The organism is Blautia hydrogenotrophica DSM 10507, assembly GCF_034356035.1.
GTDB classification, from domain to species: Bacteria; Bacillota; Clostridia; order Lachnospirales; family Lachnospiraceae; genus Blautia_A; species Blautia_A hydrogenotrophica.
This window is the reverse complement of sequence record NZ_CP136423.1, coordinates 1,474,245-1,494,795: the sequence shown is the minus strand read 5'-3', so window position 1 is coordinate 1,494,795 and position 20,551 is coordinate 1,474,245. Positions and strand designations below refer to the sequence as shown.

Annotated in this window: 14 protein-coding genes; 2 read left to right on the top strand and 12 right to left on the bottom strand. The window is 45.3% G+C overall.

What is annotated here, in order from left to right; translation table 11 throughout:
* Positions 1-14: 14 nt before the first annotated feature.
* From BLHYD_RS06980 to uxaC, 6 genes are all read right to left on the bottom strand, one after another.
* Positions 15-920: an acetamidase/formamidase family protein gene (locus tag BLHYD_RS06980; RefSeq protein ID WP_005944893.1), complete on the bottom strand. Its 906-nt coding sequence runs from the start codon at positions 918-920 to the stop codon at positions 15-17.
* An 18-nt stretch (positions 921-938) separates the two neighbouring features.
* Entirely contained in the window at positions 939-2,444 is a 1,506-nt protein-coding gene (locus BLHYD_RS06975; protein WP_005944889.1) for a sugar ABC transporter ATP-binding protein, read from the bottom strand.
* 12 nt (positions 2,445-2,456) lie between these two features.
* The gene (locus BLHYD_RS06970; RefSeq protein ID WP_005944886.1) at positions 2,457-3,419 is read right to left on the bottom strand and encodes an ABC transporter permease; all 963 of its coding nucleotides are present in this window, start codon (positions 3,417-3,419) and stop codon (positions 2,457-2,459) included.
* A 45-nt stretch (positions 3,420-3,464) separates the two neighbouring features.
* Positions 3,465-4,499, bottom strand: coding sequence for a sugar ABC transporter substrate-binding protein (locus BLHYD_RS06965; protein ID WP_005944884.1), 1,035 nt, complete (start codon positions 4,497-4,499; stop codon positions 3,465-3,467).
* Between the two features lie 212 nt (positions 4,500-4,711).
* Positions 4,712-5,311, bottom strand: coding sequence for a GntR family transcriptional regulator (locus tag BLHYD_RS06960; protein WP_005944882.1), 600 nt, complete (start codon positions 5,309-5,311; stop codon positions 4,712-4,714).
* 165 nt (positions 5,312-5,476) lie between these two features.
* Entirely contained in the window at positions 5,477-6,892 is a 1,416-nt protein-coding gene (gene uxaC, locus BLHYD_RS06955; RefSeq protein ID WP_005944879.1) for a glucuronate isomerase, read from the bottom strand.
* A gap of 298 nt (positions 6,893-7,190) precedes the next feature.
* Here uxaC and uxuA point away from each other — a divergent pair, with 298 nt between their 5' ends.
* Both uxuA and BLHYD_RS06945 read left to right on the top strand, forming a co-directional pair.
* A complete protein-coding gene (gene uxuA, locus BLHYD_RS06950) occupies positions 7,191-8,264 on the top strand; it encodes a mannonate dehydratase (protein ID WP_005944874.1) in 1,074 nt (357 codons plus the stop codon).
* Entirely contained in the window at positions 8,261-9,874 is a 1,614-nt protein-coding gene (locus BLHYD_RS06945; protein ID WP_005944871.1) for a mannitol dehydrogenase family protein, read from the top strand. The genes uxuA and BLHYD_RS06945 overlap by 4 nt, the downstream gene beginning before the upstream one ends.
* Before the next feature lie 274 nt (positions 9,875-10,148).
* Here the strand turns inward: BLHYD_RS06945 and ppdK are convergent, their stop codons facing one another.
* The 6 genes from ppdK to BLHYD_RS06915 all read right to left on the bottom strand — a co-directional run bounded on the left by ppdK (position 10,149) and on the right by BLHYD_RS06915 (position 20,551).
* On the bottom strand, positions 10,149-12,773 hold the full coding sequence (ppdK, locus tag BLHYD_RS06940; protein WP_005944868.1) for a pyruvate, phosphate dikinase: 2,625 nt from the start codon (positions 12,771-12,773) through the stop codon (positions 10,149-10,151).
* Between the two features lie 201 nt (positions 12,774-12,974).
* The gene (locus tag BLHYD_RS06935; protein ID WP_005944865.1) at positions 12,975-14,222 is read right to left on the bottom strand and encodes a 6-phosphofructokinase; all 1,248 of its coding nucleotides are present in this window, start codon (positions 14,220-14,222) and stop codon (positions 12,975-12,977) included.
* A gap of 154 nt (positions 14,223-14,376) precedes the next feature.
* Positions 14,377-15,771: a glycine--tRNA ligase gene (locus BLHYD_RS06930; RefSeq protein WP_005944863.1), complete on the bottom strand. Its 1,395-nt coding sequence runs from the start codon at positions 15,769-15,771 to the stop codon at positions 14,377-14,379.
* A 156-nt stretch (positions 15,772-15,927) separates the two neighbouring features.
* Positions 15,928-16,680 carry a DNA repair protein RecO gene (gene recO / locus BLHYD_RS06925; protein WP_005944860.1) on the bottom strand — a complete coding sequence of 251 codons (753 nt, stop codon included), beginning with the start codon at positions 16,678-16,680 and terminating at the stop codon, positions 15,928-15,930.
* 30 nt (positions 16,681-16,710) lie between these two features.
* Positions 16,711-17,616 (bottom strand): GTPase Era, encoded by a 906-nt coding sequence (gene era, locus BLHYD_RS06920; protein WP_005944857.1) that lies wholly within the window; start codon positions 17,614-17,616, stop codon positions 16,711-16,713.
* 16 nt (positions 17,617-17,632) lie between these two features.
* The gene (locus tag BLHYD_RS06915; RefSeq protein ID WP_005944854.1) at positions 17,633-20,551 is read right to left on the bottom strand and encodes an insulinase family protein; all 2,919 of its coding nucleotides are present in this window, start codon (positions 20,549-20,551) and stop codon (positions 17,633-17,635) included.

Genomic DNA, 20,551 nt, shown 5'->3' with positions numbered 1-20,551 from the left:
CACTCTCCCAAATCTTAAAACCTGATATCTCCGGCAATTGATTTTGGCATCCCAAATCTAGCGGTCTGCTTAGGATCTACGATCTGGCAAATCTCAATATTTCCCACAATTCCCATCATCATGAGCCATTCGATTTTATCCAAACCCGCGCCTCTCTTAATCAGAAATTCTGCCATAGCCTCTAACGCCAATGGATTGGCCTCATCAATGTCTTCACCCGAAGTCAGGACATACCAACAGTCTTCTGTCTCCAAAACCGGCCACTGTTCCTGTCTGCCCGGAATCACCTCGATAGTAACCGTGATCTTAGCCGGGCATTCCAGGGAAGCTAGGACCTCCCCGTCTCCTTGCAGAGCATGAACGTCACCCATCCCCAAAAGTGCACCTTCTACCGCAACCGGCAAATACAGAGTAGTCCCTTTATTGATATACTTGCAGTCCATGTTGCCACCGTAAGTTCCAGGAGTACTAGTTGGCGCCGCATCCCCCTTAGGAGTAACTGCCAGGACACCTACCATAGGTTTTACGGGGATTTTCACCTTACCGCCAAAAAACTCAGCAATGCCATCAATAATAGGAACTTTTACCGTCTCTTCTTTCTCAAAATACTTCCCCAGCACGCCGAATTCTTCTGCGATCAAAGCCATCGTACCATACCGATCCGTCAGCTCAATATCATCGATATGCACCTTCAGTGTATCTCCTGGCTTTGCGCCATCCACATATACCGGCCCATTGGAAGGGTTGATAATAACTCCCTTTTTCAGCAGATCACTCTTTACAACCGACTCATCGGTAAGCAGATTCTGAAAACAATCCTCCGATTCAAACTGAATCTGATCGCCGGACTTCACATGCATAACCGGTTCTTCCGCTTCATCGTAATAAAAAAATTTATGTTTGATATCTACTTTTTTCATACCACCGTTCTCCTTTTTTCAATTCACCATGGAGTTCAACAATCGTGTCTTCTCCGTAGAACGCTCCTGGTTGTCATATTCTTTTGTCACCCTGCCTTTTTTCAATACTAGAATTCTGTCGCTTAAATTGATCAGTTCCTCCAGCTCATCCGATATCAGAAGAATTGCTGTTCCTTCCTCTGCCAGCTCATGAATCAGCTCATAGATTTCTTTCTTAGCCCCCACATCTACTCCTCGTGTGGGCTGGTCCAAAATCAATACAGCCGGTCTGACACTCAGCCATTTACCCATGACCGCTTTTTGCTGGTTGCCTCCGCTCAGAGAGGTAATCTCCTGATTCATAGAGTGGCAGACAATCCCCATATACGATTTCATCTGCTCTGCTTTTTTCCTAGCAGCCTGATAATTGATAAACCGGCCGTGCAGATGATTGTTATAGTCGATCAGGCAGATATTGTCGTAGATACTTCTCTTTAAAATCATCCCTTCTGTTTTCCTATCTTCTGGAATCAAAGCCATTCCCAGTTTCACGGCCTGCCTTGGGGATTTTACCGTGACATCCTTCCCAGAAAACTTCATACTGCCGCTTTCCTTTGGCATTGCGCCGAAAATCAGCTTTGCCAGTTCGCTCCTGCCTGCGCCCACGACTCCTGCAATCCCAAGTACTTCTCCGCTTCGCACAGACAAAGACACATTTTGTACAATTCCTCCTTTTTGAGAAAAGTCCTGTATAGTTAAGATTTCATCTCCAGGAGGATTCTTTCGAAAGAATTTTTTTCCTATATCTGTCTTCTTTCCAACCATCCATTCCACCAGCTTATTCTGTGTGCACGCTTCAATCCGTTCACTGGTAATCATCTGTCCGTCCCGCAAAACACTGACCGTGTCGCAGACTCGAAAGATTTCCTCTAAATAATGTGAAATATAGATGATACTCTTGCCCATCTCTTTTAATTTTTGAATTTCCGCAAACAACTTTTCCGTCTCAGAATGAGACAAGGAAGAGGTCGGTTCGTCCATAATGATGATCTCTGCTCCCATGGACACGCAGCGGGCCACCAAAATCAATTGTTGTTTTGCTGGTGAAAGCTTTCCTACCTGGACATCCGCCTGGATGTCAAATTTTAGGCTGTCCAACAGTTCTTGAGCCTCCTGATACATGCTGTGCCGGTCCAAGGAGATCTTTCCGGTTCCCATTTTTTCCCGTCCGAGATAAATATTGCTGCACACATCCAGGTTTGTCACCAAATCTAATTCCTGATGTATCATGGCAATTCCTTTATTTTGAGCATCCCATGGATCTTTGAATTTTACCTTGCTTCCACGGATATACAACTCACCTTCATAGTTCGTGTAAACTCCATCTAAAATCTTCATCAGGGTGGATTTCCCGGCGCCATTCGCGCCGATTAATCCGTGTACCTCACCTTTTCTCACATTGAGATTTACTTCTTTTAGTACCTTATTTGCGCCGAATGCCTTAGACACCTGTACAACCTGCAGTATGTAGTCAGATTCTGCCATCGAAATACCCCCTTACTCTTTCCGTGTATTGGAAAAACGGTCGATTCCAACAGCTACAATGATAATCAAGCCCGTCACCGCCTTCTGCCAGTAACTGGATACCCCCATAAGCTGCAAAATATTTAAGATCAGTCCCATGATGATCGCTCCAACCGCAGAACCGACAATATTTCCTTTACCGCCGTCAATCGCCATTCCACCAATGATACAGGAAGCAATAACCGTCATCTCATAACCATCTGCCGCATCTGCTGTAGCCATTAAAACCCTAGTGTTCAAAATCAAACCTGCTATTGCACACAGAAATCCTTCCAGTGTAAAAGCTATAATCTTCATTTTATCGGTATCGATTCCAGACAGCCAGGACGCATTCTCACTTCCACCGATTGCATATAAGTACTGTCCCAACCTTGTATACTTCAACACTGAGTACATCACAATCAGCGCAATTAGCCAAATCAGTGCCGCTACTGGAACCACCCCGATTTTTCCCATACCGATCACATTGTATTCGCTGGGTACCCCCTGAATAGGGACCCCGCCAGTGATGATATAAACTGCCCCTCTCGCAATAGACATCATTCCAAGCGTCGTCACAAAATATCCGATTTTTCCCTTTGTGATAATCAGTCCATTGATGAGCCCTAAACCGGCTCCCGTGGCAAGTCCCCCAAACAGGCCTGCCACAAATCCATAATCCCGAAACAGCGGTGTCGCTATGACGCCTACCAAAGCCACAATGGAGCCGGCTGAGAGATCAATTGCCCCCGTAAGAATCACACATCCCATTCCCAAAGCCATAATCCCATAGATGGCATTTTGATTTAGAATATTCAGCACATTATTGACAGAGCGAAACGCCGGTGAGATGACAAATCCCACTGCAAACATTCCCAGCATTACAAAAAACATTGTGATTTCACGCCGATTTTTGCTTATTTTAAATCGCTTCCGTATACTTGCATGTTCACTCATATTCTCTATTCCTTCCTCTTATTTGTCAGCCCTTCTTTGCTCTGTTTACCAAGCAGGATCATATTCATCCACATTATCCTTGTACACAATCGGAAGCTCTGTAAAGGTATTTTCCTCTATACCGTCACTACCTTCTGTAAAATACTGATACACGGTCTCCATTGCAAGTACCCCCTGGTCATAAGGAGCCTGAATAACACTGCCATACATGAGGCCCTGGCTGATATAGTCTTTCACCTCTTCCGGATAATCAAAGCCAATCACTTTTTCATACAATTCTGTTCTGCCTGCATCTTTGATCGCATCACAAGCACCAATCGCTGAGTACGGGTCCTGAGCCACCACAGCGTCTATCTCCCCTTCCGCGTATTTTGTCAGGAAATTCTGCATCACCGTAATTGCCTGAGTCTGATCTTGATTGGACGCCTGCATATCCACAATCTCAATCCCCGGGGCATTCTCAGCCAAATAATCTTCTAAGCCTGCCTGCCTTTGCGTGCACATAGAAGTTCCGAGTGTTCCTTGAATCAACACAACCTTGCCACTATCTCCTAAGAGCTGAGCCAACAGCTCTCCTTGCTTCTGGCCTCCGCTGTAATCATCGGCTCCTACATAGGTAATCATATCCACCCCTACATCTTTGGCGCTCTCGGCACTCAGCATACGGTTCACCGTCATGAATGGAATCCCCGCATCATTTACTTTCTTAGCCGCTGGTATCAAAGATTCTAGCTGCGTAGGCATCATGATAATCATATCCACACCTTGCTGAATAAATGTCTCCACCTGATTCACCTGCGTGTTGGTATCATCATTCGCATCTTGAATCTTCAAAGTAATATTATATTTCTCAGCAGTCTCTTCCATACCGGCATTTAACCTTGCAAAAAATGGAACTGCATTGTTCGGCGTAGCCACTCCGACTGTCCATCCCTCCTCGTCACTTTCTGTATCCTCTGTCTTTGCTGAACCCGCGTTCTCATCTGTCTGTGCAGAAGAATCCCCAGAACTACCACACCCCAACAAAGTTCCAGCTACTAAAGCCGTCGATAACACCATTGCTAAAATACGCTTTTTCATAAGTAAATAACCTCCTTTGTTTATGTATGTATCACCTGGATATGAAAAAACTCAGATAATACATAGCTTCTCTCTTTTCGTTCCTTTTATACTATCCGCACCCATATATGAATAAAATCACCGATCTAATATCTGATATATCAGATATCTCAAAAAAATAAATAAAACCTCCCTTTCCCCCTTTCAAAGCAATTTTAATATCACCACTTTTGTTAACTTATCGAAAGTTCCACTCTGTCTAAATGTTTAGCCAGAGCACGAATGGTTCCCTCCTGGTCATTTGAAAAAATGTTTCTCAGAATATCTAGATGTTCTTCTCTAGAAACAAGTATATCCTCCATACTGCTGTCTCGAATCATAACCATCGCGAACAGCGGTTTTAAACGTATATACTCTCTTTTTAAGAATGCATTGGGAATTCCCAAAACAAATTCACTGTGCAGAGCTAAATCAGACTCCTGATATTTGATATTACTGAATTTATCTCCTTCATTCTCATAAATCACGTCATAAATCTCGCGTAGTCTGTCTAAATTTAAATATGAAAAATAGTTTTTTCGAGTTCTGGAAATATCCAGCATCTCCTGATTCGTAAAATCTCGGACAAAAAAACCTACTCTCGCCTTATTGAGTACAATTCCGTTGTTCGTCAGCTCTCTCAGCGCCAACCTCACAGGCATCACACTAATTCCATTATCCTCTGCAATTTGCTTTGTTGGAATCTGTTCTCCTGGGAGATACTCCTTATTCAGTATTTTCTTCCAGATCAAATCATAACATTGATCTGTGATACTCTCTGTATGAATACTCACGTTTTTCTCCTAACACAAATTTTATTTTCTTAGATATCATATCTGATATTTCACATGTTAGCAGCAAAAAGCAGAGTTGTCAATTTATTTTTCCAATAACTTTATTTTTTGTCGATATTTTCTAATATTTTTCTGTGAATTATGGATAAATAGGAGAAAAATTCTTTATATTGTATTCAAATTGAAGCCAAAATATCTCACTGCATTTTTACAGCAGATATCTCTGACAATCCTATTAAGATGCCTCTTATCTCTAGGGCACTCTCCATCTTCTACCCACTTTCCTAATAGATTACACAAAATTCTTCGGAAGTATTCATGCCTCACATAAGACAGAAAGCTTCTGGAATCGGTAAGCATACCCACAAAATTTCCCAAACTCCCTAAATTTGCAAAGACCTCGAGCTGCTTCTCAATCCCCGCTTTGCAGTCATGAAACCACCAGGCCGCTCCTAATTGCACTTTCTGAGACAAAAATGGCTCTGAAAAACAGCTCACAGCCGCACCTATCATTTCATAGTCAGCTGAGTTCAAACAATAGATCAACATCCGCGGCAAATTTCCCCTTATGTTCAGTTCATCCAAAAAACCGATCACGTGTTTGGAAGAAACCTCATTATTGATACAGTCAAAGCCAGTATCTGCCCCCAATCTCTGAAACTCTCGCGTATTGCTGTTTCTATGACACCCCAGATGAAGCTGCATTGTCCAATTTCTCTTTTGGTACTGCGATGCAAAAAATGAGAGCAACTCCATCTTATATTTCATAATTTCTTCCTCGGCGATACTTTCTCCGCGCAGCCTTTTTTTTAACACGGCTTCCACTTCCTCTCTCGACTGCCTTACACAGTAAATATTTTCCATTCCGTGATCTGCAAGCTTACATCCAAACTCCTGAAAATAATCCATTCTTTTCTCGGCTGCTGACTTCAAATCAGCGACTGACTGAATCTTCACCTCACTGAGCTGTTCCAGCTTCTCTATATACTGCAAAAAACCATCTTTTTCAATCTCCAACAGTCTGTCCGGCCGCCAGGTAGGCAGAACTTGGGTTACAAACTGTGTATCCTCTCTCAATTCCCTATGCCATCTCAGAGAGTCCGTAGGATCGTCCGTTGTACAGATGAGTGCTACCCGAGATTGCTTAATCAGCTCCCTCGCCCCTATTTCTCCTCGAGACAGCTTTTGACTACAAAAGTCCCAGACCTCTTTTCGATTCTCTGTGTTCAGCACTCCATAATATCCAAAATATCGCTGTAACTCCAAATGGCACCAGTGATACAGCGGATTTCCCACACTTCGTTCCAACGTCTCCACCCACTTTTCAAACTTTTCCCAGTCACTCGCCTTCCCCGTAATATATCTTTCCTCTACCCCACTCATCCGCATCAGACGCCATTTATAATGATCTTCCTTGAGCCAAAGCTGCGTCAGATTCTGAAATTTTTGATTCTGAGCGATCTCCCTTGGGTTCACATGACAATGGTAATCTATAATCGGAAGTTTAGCGGCGCACTCATGGTATAGTTCCTTAGCGGTATCCGTCTGCAACAAAAAATCCTGATCCATAAACAGTCTCATCCCTCTCTCCTCTCTTTTATCCAATCTTTTTTCTATAGGATATCACAGAAAGTCCCCTGATAAAACGACTCTGGTCCACTCCTAAAAAAACAGCAACATTTGCAATCTTCGACACAATCCTATCCCTTTGCTTTTTCGCCGCAAAACGTATAATAAGATTCAAATTACCGATATATGTGTCAGTTTGTCAGTTTTTTTCTGTTCACTCTGGCTCGCTAAAACGGCAGGGCATATAACACTGCCCTGCCGCCGTACCCAAAAATCGCACAATAAGAAGAAAAGGAGACATGAATCATCTATGGAAATGACATTGAGATGGTACGGCAGTAAATTTGATACCGTTACCTTAAAACAAATCAGACAGATTCCCGGTGTCACCGGCGTCATCACCACCTTATATGACACCTCTCCCGGTGAAATCTGGAGCCGTGAACGCATTCGCTCGCTAAAAAAAGAAATTGAAACCTCCGGTCTGCACATTTCCGGCATTGAAAGTGTCAATGTACACGACGCCATCAAAGCAGGCTGTTCAGACAGAGACTTCTATATTGACAATTATATCCAAACACTGGAAAACCTTGGCCTAGAAGACCTTCACCTGGTCTGTTATAATTTCATGCCTGTGTTTGATTGGACCCGGACAGAATTGGCCCGTGTAAGAGACGACGGTTCCACTGTCTTAGCCTACACCCAGGAGGCCGTCGATGCACTTAAGCCAGAGGAAATGTTTCATTCCATCTCCAATCATACCAATGGAGCTGTCATGCCGGGTTGGGAACCTGAGCGTATGGAACATATCAAAGAACTGTTCTCACTCTATCAAAATATAAATGAGGAACAGCTATTTCAAAATCTCCAATACTTTCTAGAGAGAGTCATGCCCGTCTGCGACAAATACCAGATTAATCTGGCGATACACCCCGATGATCCTGCATGGAGTGTATTCGGACTTCCTCGAATTATCACAAACAAAGAAAATATCCTTCGTATGCTGAAAGCAGTGGATAATCCTCATAACGGCGTGACCTTTTGTTCTGGTTCCTATGGAACCAATCTGGAAAATGATCTTCCGGATATGATACGTTCATTCAAAGGCCGCATTCACTTTGCACACGTGAGAAATCTGAAATTTCATTCTCCCACAAATTTCGAGGAAGCTGCCCATCTGTCCTCTGATGGCACTTTTGATATGTATGAAATCATGAAGGCCCTATATGAAACTGGTTTTTCCGGTCCAATACGTCCGGACCATGGACGCATGATCTGGGACGAGGTAGCCATGCCCGGATATGGACTCTATGACCGTGCTCTAGGAGCCGCGTATTTAAATGGCCTCTGGGAAGCCATTGAGAAAGGAGCTGGCAGTATATGAAATTAGACAAACTGGGACTGAGCTTTTACAAAGACTGGGAAGAAAAGGGATACTCACTTCCTGAATATGATCGTGAAGCTGTCGCCGAATATACACATGAGCATCCTCAGTGGATTCATTTTGGTGCAGGAAATATCTTCCGCGCCTTCCAGGCCAATCTTGCGCAGACTCTTTTGAATCGCGGCGCTATCCACACCGGACTGATTGTCGCAGAAGGATATGACTACGAAATTATCGAAAACATGTACCACCCCCACGATGGGCTCAGTATCCTAGTCACTTTAAAGGCCAATGGAACTATAGAAAAAACAGTAATCGGCAGTATTGTAGAAGCTCTCACTTTAGATTCCGATCACTTCAAAGAATTCCAACGGCTGCAAGATATTTTCAAAAAAGAGACCCTTCAGTTTGCCAGTTTTACAATCACAGAAAAGGGGTATAACTTAAAAGACAACAGTGGAAATTTCCTGCCATCCGTTTTACAAGACATGGAACACGGCCCTAATCTGCCAAAAAGTTATATAGGAAAAATCACCGCTCTTTTGTACGCCCGGTTTCTCGCGGGTCAAAGCCCCCTTGCCATGGTAAGTATGGATAACTGTTCCCACAATGGAACCAAACTGTATCGTGCCGTACGTGCATTTGCTCAGAGATGGACCGATTTAAATTTCACAGAAAAAGAATTTCTCTCTTACATTGACACGCCTCAAAAGGTATCTTTCCCCTGGACCATGATCGACAAAATTACACCTCGTCCTGATCTTTCTATCAAAAAACTGCTCACAAAAGACGGTATCGAAGATCTAGAACCTTTCATCACTGGTAAAAATACCTACATCGCGCCGTTTGTGAACGCGGAGGAAAGTGAATATCTCGTCATAGAAGATAGCTTTCCTAATGGCCGGCCATCCCTTGAAAAAAGTGGCGTAGTCTTTGCCAGTCGAGAAACTGTAGACAAAGTTGAAAAAATGAAAGTATGCACCTGTCTCAATCCGCTGCACACTGCCCTAGCCATCTTCGGCTGCCTACTGGGCTATGAACTCATCTCCACAGAGATGAAAGACTCTACCTTGCGCAGACTCGTGGAAGGAATCGGTTATCGCGAAGGACTCCCTGTCGCGGTAGACCCTGAGATCTTAAATCCACAAGAATTCCTGGACACCGTTTTAACCATCAGAATCCCCAATCCTTTTATGCCCGATACGCCACAGCGTATCATGACAGATACTTCTCAGAAATTAGCGGTTCGTTTTGGAGAAACCATAAAAGCTTACGCCAATTCTCCAGATCTCTCTGTGTCTGACTTAAAACTAATCCCTCTCGTTCTGGCAGGTTGGCTCCGTTATCTCATGGCTATCGATGACAACGGCCTTCCCTTTCAACTAAGCCCAGACCCCATGCTGGATACTCTGTGTCCCTATTTATCCGGCGTGACACTTGGCTCGAAATTTCAAGCCAAAAAACTTTTGGAACCTATATTGAAAAGTCAGCAGATCTTCGGCGTCGACCTTTTCGAGATCGAAATGGCAGACCTTGTCTCCACCTATTTTGAAGAAATGACCTCTAGCACAGGGGCAGTTCGAAGAACCTTGGAAAAATATGTCCAATGACATAGAATCTTTCATGCGCCACCAAGCGCACCACCAAAAAACCCCAGAGCCAACACTTTCGTATTGTCTCTGGGGTCTTTCAACCGTTGGAACACATTTACACGTCACTCACCTTTCGGTTCGTGAATCCAGGAACCCACGCAATTCTCTCTGCGAATCGCGTGGTAGCGAGTTATCACTCACCTTTCGGTTCGTGAATCCAGGAACCCACGCAATTCTCTCTGCGAATCGCATGGTAGCGAGTTATCACTCACCTTTCGGTTCGTGATAACTCTTATTTATTATTCAAAGCTGCCTGGGCTGCTGCCAGTCTTGCGATCGGCACACGGAATGGAGAGCAAGATACATAGTCCAAGCCAATCTTATGGCAGAACTCTACGGAGCTTGGGTCTCCGCCGTGCTCACCGCAGATACCGATGTGCAGGTTCGGATTTACTGGTTTTCCTAACTGGATAGCCATCTCCATCAGCTTGCCTACGCCAGTCTGATCTAATTTTGCAAATGGGTCGTTCTCGAAGATCTTAGCGTCATAGTAAGCATCCAGGAATTTTCCTGCATCGTCACGGGAGAAGCCATAGGTCATCTGAGTCAAGTCGTTGGTTCCGAAGCAGAAGAAGTCAGCCTCTTTTGCAACGTCGTCTGCGGTCAGACACGCTCTCGGAATCTCGATCATGGTACCCACTTCATATTTCAAGTCGCTTCCTGCTGCTGCGATCTCTGCGTCAGCAACTTCCACAACCACTTTCTTCACAGTTTTCAGCTCTTTTGCATCGCCTACCAGCGGAATCATGATCTCTGGGCACATATCCCATTCTGGATGTGCTTTCTGAACATTGATTGCAGCGCGGATGACAGCCTTCGTCTGCATTTTCGCGATCTCTGGATAAGTAACCGCCAGACGGCAGCCACGATGACCCATCATCGGGTTAAACTCGTGCAGAGAATCAATGATTGTCTTAATCTGCTCTACTGTCTTGCCCTGAGCCTTCGCCAGCTTCTCAATATCCTCTTCCTCTGTAGGAACAAACTCATGCAGAGGCGGATCCAGGAAACGAATGGTAACTGGGTTACCTTCCAGAGCCTCATACAGCTTCTCGAAGTCTCCCTGCTGTACCGGAAGAATCTTCTCCAGAGCAGCCTCTCTCTCCTCAACGGTATCCGCACAGATCATCTCACGGAACGCGTCGATTCTATCACCCTCGAAGAACATATGCTCGGTACGGCAAAGGCCGATTCCCTCTGCGCCCAGCTCACGAGCTTTCTTAGCGTCAGCAGGAGTGTCTGCATTGGTACGAACTTTCAGAGTTCTGTATTTGTCTGCCCAAGCCATAATTCTTTCGAACTCACCAGCGATGGTAGCGTCAACCGTATCAATGACACCGTCATAGATTTTACCGGTGGAACCGTCGATGGACAGCCAGTCTCCCTCGTGGAATTCTTTTCCAGCCAGAGTAAATTTCTTGTTTGCCTCATCCATAGCGATCTCAGAGCAACCAGATACACAGCAGGTACCCATACCACGGGCAACTACGGCTGCATGGGAAGTCATACCACCGCGTACAGTCAGAATACCCTGGGAAGCTTTCATACCTTCGATGTCTTCTGGAGAGGTCTCAAGACGAACCAGAACAACCTTCTCGCCTCTTGCAGCCCACTCTTTTGCATCCTCTGCTGTGAAGACAATCTTACCACATGCAGCTCCTGGTGAAGCAGCCAGAGCTTTCGCGATCGGCTCCGCCTTCTTCAGAGCTTCTGCGTCGAACTGCGGATGCAGCAGAGTGTCCAGGTTACGAGGATCAATCATGGTAACTGCCTTCTCCTCGGTAATCATTCCCTCATCAACCAGGTCGCAGGCAATTTTCAGAGCTGCCTTTGCAGTTCTCTTACCATTACGTGTCTGCAGCATATACAGTTTTCTGTCCTCGATGGTGAACTCCATATCCTGCATATCTCTATAGTGATCTTCCAGTTTATGGCAGATACCTACGAACTGATCGTATACTTCCGGCATAACCTCTTTCAACTGGTCGATTTTCTGCGGTGTACGAACACCAGCAACTACGTCCTCACCCTGAGCGTTCATCAGGAACTCGCCCATCAGGTGCTTCTCACCGGTAGCTGGGTCACGGGTAAACGCGACACCGGTACCAGAAGTCTCACCCATGTTACCGAATGCCATCATCTGTACATTTACAGCGGTTCCCCAGGAATATGGAATGTCGTTGTCACGACGATATACATTTGCTCTTGGGTTGTCCCAGGAACGGAATACGGCTTTGATCGCCTCCATCAACTGCATCTTCGGATCAGTCGGGAAGTCCTCGCCGATTTTTTCTTTGTATTCAGCCTTGAACTGGTCTGCCAGATTCTTCAGGTCCTCTGCGGTCAGGTCAACGTCCTGAGTCACACCTTTTTCTGCTTTCATCTTGTCGATTAACTCTTCGAAGTATTTTTTACCTACTTCCATTACAACATCAGAGAACATCTGGATAAATCTTCTGTAGCAGTCCCAAGCCCAACGTGGATTGCCAGATTTAGCTGCCAGAACCTCTACAACTTCCTCATTCAGACCCAGATTCAGAATAGTATCCATCATACCAGGCATAGAAGCTCTCGCACCAGAACGAACGGAAACAAGCAGTGGATTTTCTTTGTCACCGAATTTCTTTCCGGTAACCTCTTCCATCTTTGTAATTGCTTCCATGATCTGGCCCATGATCTCATCGTTGATCTTTCTACCATCTTCGTAGTACTGGGTACAAGCTTCAGTGGTGATGGTAAAGCCCTGCGGTACCGGAAGACCCAGGTTGGTCATCTCAGCCAGGTTTGCACCTTTTCCACCAAGCAGGTTTCTCATGGTAGCATTACCTTCTGTAAACATATAAACCCATTTTGCCATTTTACATTTCCTCCTGTTATTTGTCTTTACACATGAATATTTTTTGCACATCCCTATTTTAAAGATTCACATCTAAATAGTCAAGGGCAAATATACCAAAAAAAGGGAGAATTCTTCAGTAATTCTCCCTTTTTACCAATTAACAAATTATTTCGAACTTTTACTGTACCTTAAAATGCACTTTGCCTGAAAACCCTTGTTTTATTTTCTTTTCAGCACCAAATGCCGAGGCAGACCATTTACCATAATTGGCTGATAGTCCCCCTGAATCAGAGGCTTCACATAGTCAATAAAATCCTTGGTCACATAAGTCGCATCCCGGTTCATCCAGTTTCTCGGCACCAGCTTCTCCTCATTGGCGATTCTGTGTACGTCGTAAATTCCAGTCGCACTCATATATGGGTCATCCGACACACGGTCAATCACCACCATTTTTCCAGTGTCCCCTTCGTCTGCCGCCTTGACCGCAGCTCCGCCTACCATAAACGCCTCATCGATATCCACACGGGAGGCCATATGCGAAGCACTTCTTTGCAGAGTGGATAATTCTACCCCTCTGGTCTTGCAGCCTAGCTCTGCTCCCAGGAAATTGGCCAGATACGCAGCGGTTCCCTGAAGCTGTTTATGGCCAAAGGCATCCACATAATCACCCACGCTTCCCAGCTCACAGACGTAGCGCCCATCCTCCAGCTTAATGCCTTCCGAGACTGCCACCACAATGGAGGTCTTCTTTTTTAACAGCTCTCTCACCTTTGCGAGGAACTTGTCAATATGAAACGGAACCTCCGGCAAATAAATCAAATCTGGGCCGTCACAGTCCTCAGACTTTGCCAGGGCTGTCGCTCCTGTCAGCCATCCCGCGTTTCTACCCATGACTTCTATGATGGTAACCATATTCTTCTTGTAGGTCAGCCCCTGTGCATCCCGAATCACCTCTTTTGTGGAAGCACCAATGTACTTCGCCGCACTTCCAAAACCAGGTGTGTGATCAGTGAGTGCCAGGTCATTGTCGATGGTTTTCGGAACTCCCAGAAATTTCTGTTTCTGTCCGGTCAGTATCGCGTAATCCGACAACTTCTTGATGGTATCCATGGAATCATTGCCGCCGATGTAGATGAAAGCCTCTATCCTCAGCCGGTTTAAGATCTCAAAAATTTTCTCATAGATCTCACGGTTTTCATGAATCTCAGGAAGCTTATAGCGACAGGATCCCAAAAACGCAGACGGCGTCCTTTTCAGCAGCTCAATGTCCAACTCCGAGTGAATTTGCGTGGATAAGTCCACATACTGTTCATCCAATAGCCCCTGAATCCCATGAAGCATGCCATAGACTTTGTGAAACCCACGCTCAATCGCATTTTTGTACACACCGGCAAGGCTGGAATTGATGACCGAGGTCGGCCCCCCTGACTGCCCCACAATAATATTTCTCTTCTTAGCTGCTGCCATAAAATCCCCTCCTCAATTTTTATATGTACTCCCGGAATTCCGAACACAGAGAAATTACGGAAGTATATTTACTTCAAATTGTCTGTCTCCCTCCAAACATCCTGTACTTGAAAATCCACAGCCCACAAATACCCTAAAGTACAGCTTACGACACCTAGAACACAAATTTATCCGCAAAATAAGCGTCTAGTTCCTCAATTTTGACGCGCACCTGCTCCATGGTATCTCGGTCTCTCACAGTCACTGAGCCGTCCTCCTCGGAATCAAAATCGTAGGTCACACAGAAAGGTGTTCCGATCTCGTCCTGTCTACGGTAACGTTTCCCGATATTTCCCCGGTCGTCATACTCACAGTTATACTTTTTGGACAACTGCTCATAAATCTTGAGCGCACCTTCATTCAGTTTCTTAGACAGTGGCAACACGCCAATCTTCACCGGTGCCAGAACCGGATGGAAATGAAGAACCGTACGTACATCATTTTTCTCCTCGTCCAAAACCTCCTCATCATAAGCACTGCACAGGAAAGCCAAAACCATTCGGTCTGCTCCCAAGGAGGGCTCAATGACATAAGGAATATATCTCTGTTTCTTCTCATCGTCAAAATAAGTCAGATCTTCCCCTGAAACATTCTGGTGCTGAGTCAGATCGTAATCCGTACGGTCCGCGATTCCCCACAGCTCACCCCAGCCAAATGGGAACAGAAATTCCACATCCGTGGTAGCCTTGCTGTAGAAGGACAGCTCTTCCTTCTCGTGATCACGATAGCGCACTTCATCCTCCTTCAGTCCCAGAGAACTCAGCCAATCTAAGCAAAACTTCTTCCAGTATGCAAACCACTCCAAATCCGTATCCGGTTCACAGAAAAATTCCAGCTCCATCTGCTCAAACTCTCTGGTACGGAACGTAAAGTTACCGGGAGTAATCTCATTTCGGAAGGATTTTCCAATCTGGCCGATTCCGAAAGGCAGTTTTTTTCTGGAAGTTCTCTGAACATTCTTAAAGTTCACAAAAATGCCCTGAGCAGTCTCTGGTCTCAAATATACGGTATTCTTGGCATCCTCAGTAACACCCTGGAACGTCTTAAACATCAGGTTGAACTGGCGAATGTCCGTGAAATTGTGCTTGCCGCAGGTGGGGCAGGGCACGTTGTGTTCCTTGATAAAATCCATCATCTGTTCCTGAGACCAGGCATCCACGCTGCCCTCCAACTCAATCCCCTTCTCGGCACTATAGTCTTCGATCAGCTTGTCAGCCCGAAAACGCTCATGACATTCCTTACAGTCCATCAATGGGTCTGAAAAGCCGCCCAGATGTCCAGAAGCCACCCAGGTCTGCGGGTTCATTAAGATCGCGCAGTCCACACCCACATTGTAGGGGGATTCCTGAATAAATTTCTGCCACCAAGCTTTTTTTACATTATTTTTCAGCTCCACGCCCAGGTTTCCGTAATCCCAGGTATTTGCCAGGCCGCCATAAATCTCAGAACCCGGGTACACAAATCCTCTCGCTTTCGCCAGAGCCACAATCTTTTCCATCGTCTTTTCCATAGTCTGAATTCTCCTAATATTTTTCTTACTTGCAGTTTTCCTGCCTTACATGCCTAAAATTATACCGTTCTGCAGTTACTTTTTCAAGAGTCAAATAGCCCCCTGAAGCATCAATCTTCAAGGGGCATGCCCACTGTCTATCTAGAATTCGCATCCTCAGTCCATCTGACTCATCAGCTTTAGAATCTCCAGACTCTTAAATCTTTTCTCTGTATTTCTCTGTACATAAGTATGTACCAGCTTTCCCAGTGCTCTTTGCACCTTGTCACTGACAGTAAAAGTATACAGTTTTGCCAAAGGCACCGTAGCAATATACTGAAGCGTATACCGGACACTCTCATCCACATAACTCAAATCCGAAGCTGTCTGGCGGCAGTTATGACACACCATCCCGTGAAGACTCTGGGAAAAATACGTGAGTTCTTCCTCCCTGCTGCAGCTGACACACTGAAAAATCTGCGGATACTCCCCTTGAATGACCAGCAACCGAAATTCATAGATACTTCTGACCAATTCATCAGGAATCTTCGGATTCAACAGCGCTTTCAGACTCACATAGAGTAAATTCACTGTCTCATGGGCATCCACGCCCTCTCTTCCATAGTAATCCGCCAGCTCTAGAAAATAAAATCCAAAATAGATTCCTGGCTGTTCCTGGGCTAGTTCTGTGAAATAATGGCTGGGAGCGGCCTGATTCACAGTGTAGCTGCTTCTGCCTTCATACAGGGTAAAGCTTCCCAAAACAAACGGATTCGCGGCCGCCAGCAACGGACTATTCGGTCTTCTAGCTCCCTTGGCAAAGGCCGAGATCTTTCCTCTCTCCCTCGTCAACAAAACCAGGCGCTTGTCATACTCTCCCACCGGAATCGCCGAGATTACCATCCCCTGCACTGTCACCAAATCACTCATAACTTTCTCTTTCCACAGACAAAAGGACGCCTAAAGTTCTTTTTTGTCATATCCAAAATTTTTAATCAGAAAATCGCTGTCACGCCAATCTCTCTTTACCTTCACCCAGAGTTTCAAATTTACCTTGCTGTCCAGCATTTTTTCCAATTCATAGCGGGCGTTGCTGCCAATCTTCTTCAGCATCGCTCCCTGCTTTCCGATAATGATTCCCTTATGAGAATCTTTCTCACAGATAATCGTCGCATCAATGTCAATCAGGTTCCCGCTGCCTCTGTCTTTCATTCGGTCGATAGCGACGGCAATTCCGTGGGGAATCTCCGCGTCCAGCGCATGCAGAGATTTCTCACGGATAATCTCCGCGGCGATCTGGCGCACAGGCTGATCTGTCACTGTGTCCTCATCATAGTACTGAGGTCCATAGGGAAGATACTTAAAAATACAGTTCATGATATCCCCTGTGTTCCTATTCCGAAGAGCCGAAATTGGAATAATCTCATCAAACTCATAGAGTCTCCGGTAGACATCTATCGCTTGTAAAATCTCTCCTTTTTCCACGGTATCCACTTTATTGATAATCAGTATCACAGGAAGGTGCAACTCCTGAAGCTGCTGAGCAATACGACGTTCCCCCGCTCCCACGAAGGTCGTCGGTTCCACCAGCCATAAGATCACGTCCACCTCTTTGAGTGTCCGCTCTGCCACCTGGACCATATACTCACCCAGCTTATTTTTAGCCTTGTGTATTCCCGGTGTGTCCAAAAATACCACCTGTCCCTCAGGTGAGGTATACACCGTCTGAATACGATTTCTGGTAGTCTGAGGTTTTTTTGAGGTGATTGCGATTTTTTGGCCAATCAGATGGTTCATCAGCGTGGATTTTCCCACGTTTGGCCGTCCGATCAGCGCCACAAAACCCGATTTATAGTTCTCGTTCATAGATACTCCTTGTATTTTACGATATTAGATGCTTTACTTCCTGGAAGACGTCTTTTTCTCTCTCAATCGCTTCCTCACTGCCCACCACACAGATCTGATTCTGTGACAAAATTGCCTCTACGATAGGCGCCAAGGCCTGAATATCCTCCACTGTCGCATCTAAAATCTGCTCTCTTTCTCTTTGCACCATCTCCTGCGTGGTGCCGGTATAATAGGCCGTCCTAGAGACAGCCCCCTTCATCTGAGGAGTCTTTGGGGCATCCTTCGCACTGATAGTCCCAATAATATATTTAGTCATATTTCTCTCATCACATTGAAAACCGCGGATATACGCTGGAATTCCCTGATAGATCTCTAAAGTATTCTTCAGGTTCGGGTCGCGGTAAGAGACAAAGTATCCCTCACCATTTCGCTTAAATCCACTCATACAGCCATAGGCTCCACCCTTCACACGGACATTCATCCACAGATACTCATAACTCAACGCCACCTTCAGAATACTCAACGCTCCTGTGTATTCCAGTCCTGCTTTCTTAAAATTGCCCGTCTGGGCCACATACTGAACCTGTCCCGCAGTCTTAAAGCCTTCGTTTTTCTTTGCGCACGCAGCACAAAAGCCTGGTTTTTCCACAGGTTCTGTATAAAGTTTTTTCTTCAGGTTATAAACCTGCTCTGTCACCACCATTTTCTGGTCAGCCTGTGCTGTGAAACTCACTTTTAAATTTTCAGGACGGAAAATACATCTAAGAAGCTGCTTCAGATTTTCTACAGTCTGCTCTTTTCTCTGGTCAAAATTCTTCTCTAAATTCTCCAAAAAGTGCACATAAGAAATACCCGCAATCTGCTCCTGGAACCATGCCATCGGTGAATCATAGGAGGTGGCCCGGAGTACAGCCGTTCCGTGCCCATTGCTGACCAAGCTTGCCTCACCTCTAGATTTTCCCTGAGCAATAATCTCATAAAGCCGTTTAGTATCCTCCAGATTTGAGCCAAACAAAATTTCCTGAATCATTTGAAACACAAACGGAATCTGCGAATATAGTGCTTTGGCCCGTACACCAAACATGGGGAGATATCCCAGTGGAGCATCGCTGTTCTCATACACTTCAATACCACAGTTGATTCCCCCGCTTCCTGCGTTGATTTCATTGAAAAGCTCTCCGTAGGTATAATTCTGCGTGTCCACATAACCCAAAACATTTTTCAGCAGGCTGACATAGGGCAGAAGCTCCTGAGATATTCCCGCCAAATCAAACTGCAAATCCAAGTACCCAATCCCATTCGTCTGGATATCGTGCCACAAAAGCAGGGTATCCTCCACGTAACACTCCTCATTGAAAAAGTGTCCCGCTTCTCTTCCTATATCAGTTCTCGACAACATCGGTATGCATTTCAAGGCTTCCGGCAGTTCAGAAGCTTCCTGATATTCTTTGAGTTCTCTGGTTTTTCTCACCAAATCCTCGATCTCATCCTGAGTAAGCTGCGCCTTGTAAGCCGCCAGTTTCTCTGCCGTCTGATGGTCTTTTTCCTGCGTAAGTCCCTTTTTAGGCACCAACATCAAAGAGGAGCCATGGGTATTGTCCAATAAATATTTCTGTATTAGCCCTTCAAAATATCCTGTCTGAGTCTCCCCTTTCAGGCTCTCATACACCGCCCGCCTTTGAACCGCGTCAAACGGCTGTCCCGGCTCATACAGCCAGGTCTCCAGGATATCCAGCCCATAAATCAGCCCCTTAGGAAATGACGCATAATCGGCCTCCAGATAGCGGAATTCATAGAAATTAATTCCGGCCTCCAGAGCTTTCGGGTCAATTCCATCTCTGACGATCTGCTCTAAAGTCTCGCGGATGATACGCTGAAAGTCTTCCATCTTCTCAGGATCACTAGACTTTGCAATCACTGAAAAATAGGGTTGATAAATCCCATCCTCATAAGAACCATAGATATCTTTTCCAATATTTGCATCCAACAACGCTTTTTTCAACGGTGCTCCCGGTGCACTCAACAGCGCATAGTCCAAAATTTCAAAAGCTGTACACAATTTTGCATCCAGGGCAGTTCCCACCACACGGTTGAATGACAGATAGGTATTTTCCCTCTCCTCTTCATTCTCCGCAATCGGATATTTTTCTGTCAGACTTTTCACCTCTGAAAACTCTTTCTGAAGAGGAATTTCAGAATCTACCTTCAACTCCTCGTATTTGGACAGATACTCCTCGTCCAAGAAACGCAGCTTCTCCTCAAAGTCCATATTTCCATAAAAGTAAATAAAGCTGTTGGATGGATGGTAGTAAGTTCTGTGAAAATCCAAAAACTGTTCATAGGTCAGTTCTGGAATATGCTCAGGGTCTCCCCCGGACTCCCACCCATAGGTCGTGTCTGGAAACAGGGAATCCATAATTTTTCTTTCCAGCACTTCGTCTGAAGAAGAGAACGCCCCTTTCATCTCATTATAGACAACCCCGTTATAAGTCAGCTCATCTTCCGGTTTTTCCAGCTTATAGCTCCATCCTTCCTGGCGAAAGATCTCCGGACGCTCATAGATCATCGGAGAAAAAACCGCGTCCAGATAAACATGCACAAGATTTTGGAAATCCTGGTCGTTACAGCTCGCCACAGGATAGCAGGTCTTATCTGGATAAGTCATCGCATTCAAAAATGTATTCAAAGACCCCTTAACCAGTTCCACAAAGGGGTCCTTCAGTGGAAAGTTCTTGGAACCGCACAGCACGCTGTGCTCCAAAATATGCGCCACACCAGTACTGTCTGAGGGACGCGTACGGAAAGAAATATTGAAGACCTTATTCTCATCGTCATTGGCAATCACCAGCACATGTGCTTTGCTCTTCACGTGTTGAAGAAGGTAGCCCGTAGAGTGAATATCTTCCAGCTTTTCTTCCCGCAACAATTGGTACTTCTTTTCATAATCTTTCAT

What these genes read in the sequence shown, in the direction of transcription:
- uxaC (WP_005944879.1), bottom strand. Translation starts at nt 6,892, where the DNA reads ATGAGACTGTTTATGGATCAGGATTTTTTGTTGCAGACGGATACCGCT.
- uxuA (WP_005944874.1), top strand. Translation starts at nt 7,191, where the DNA reads ATGGAAATGACATTGAGATGGTACGGCAGTAAATTTGATACCGTTACC.
- BLHYD_RS06965 (WP_005944884.1), bottom strand. Translation starts at nt 4,499, where the DNA reads ATGAAAAAGCGTATTTTAGCAATGGTGTTATCGACGGCTTTAGTAGCT.
- BLHYD_RS06945 (WP_005944871.1), top strand. Translation starts at nt 8,261, where the DNA reads ATGAAATTAGACAAACTGGGACTGAGCTTTTACAAAGACTGGGAAGAA.
- era (WP_005944857.1), bottom strand. Translation starts at nt 17,616, where the DNA reads ATGAACGAGAACTATAAATCGGGTTTTGTGGCGCTGATCGGACGGCCA.
- BLHYD_RS06915 (WP_005944854.1), bottom strand. Translation starts at nt 20,551, where the DNA reads ATGAAAGATTATGAAAAGAAGTACCAATTGTTGCGGGAAGAAAAGCTG.
- recO (WP_005944860.1), bottom strand. Translation starts at nt 16,680, where the DNA reads ATGAGTGATTTGGTGACAGTGCAGGGGATGGTAATCTCGGCGATTCCG.
- BLHYD_RS06930 (WP_005944863.1), bottom strand. Translation starts at nt 15,771, where the DNA reads ATGGAAAAGACGATGGAAAAGATTGTGGCTCTGGCGAAAGCGAGAGGA.
- BLHYD_RS06975 (WP_005944889.1), bottom strand. Translation starts at nt 2,444, where the DNA reads ATGGCAGAATCTGACTACATACTGCAGGTTGTACAGGTGTCTAAGGCA.
- BLHYD_RS06970 (WP_005944886.1), bottom strand. Translation starts at nt 3,419, where the DNA reads ATGAGTGAACATGCAAGTATACGGAAGCGATTTAAAATAAGCAAAAAT.
- BLHYD_RS06980 (WP_005944893.1), bottom strand. Translation starts at nt 920, where the DNA reads ATGAAAAAAGTAGATATCAAACATAAATTTTTTTATTACGATGAAGCG.
- ppdK (WP_005944868.1), bottom strand. Translation starts at nt 12,773, where the DNA reads ATGGCAAAATGGGTTTATATGTTTACAGAAGGTAATGCTACCATGAGA.
- BLHYD_RS06935 (WP_005944865.1), bottom strand. Translation starts at nt 14,222, where the DNA reads ATGGCAGCAGCTAAGAAGAGAAATATTATTGTGGGGCAGTCAGGGGGG.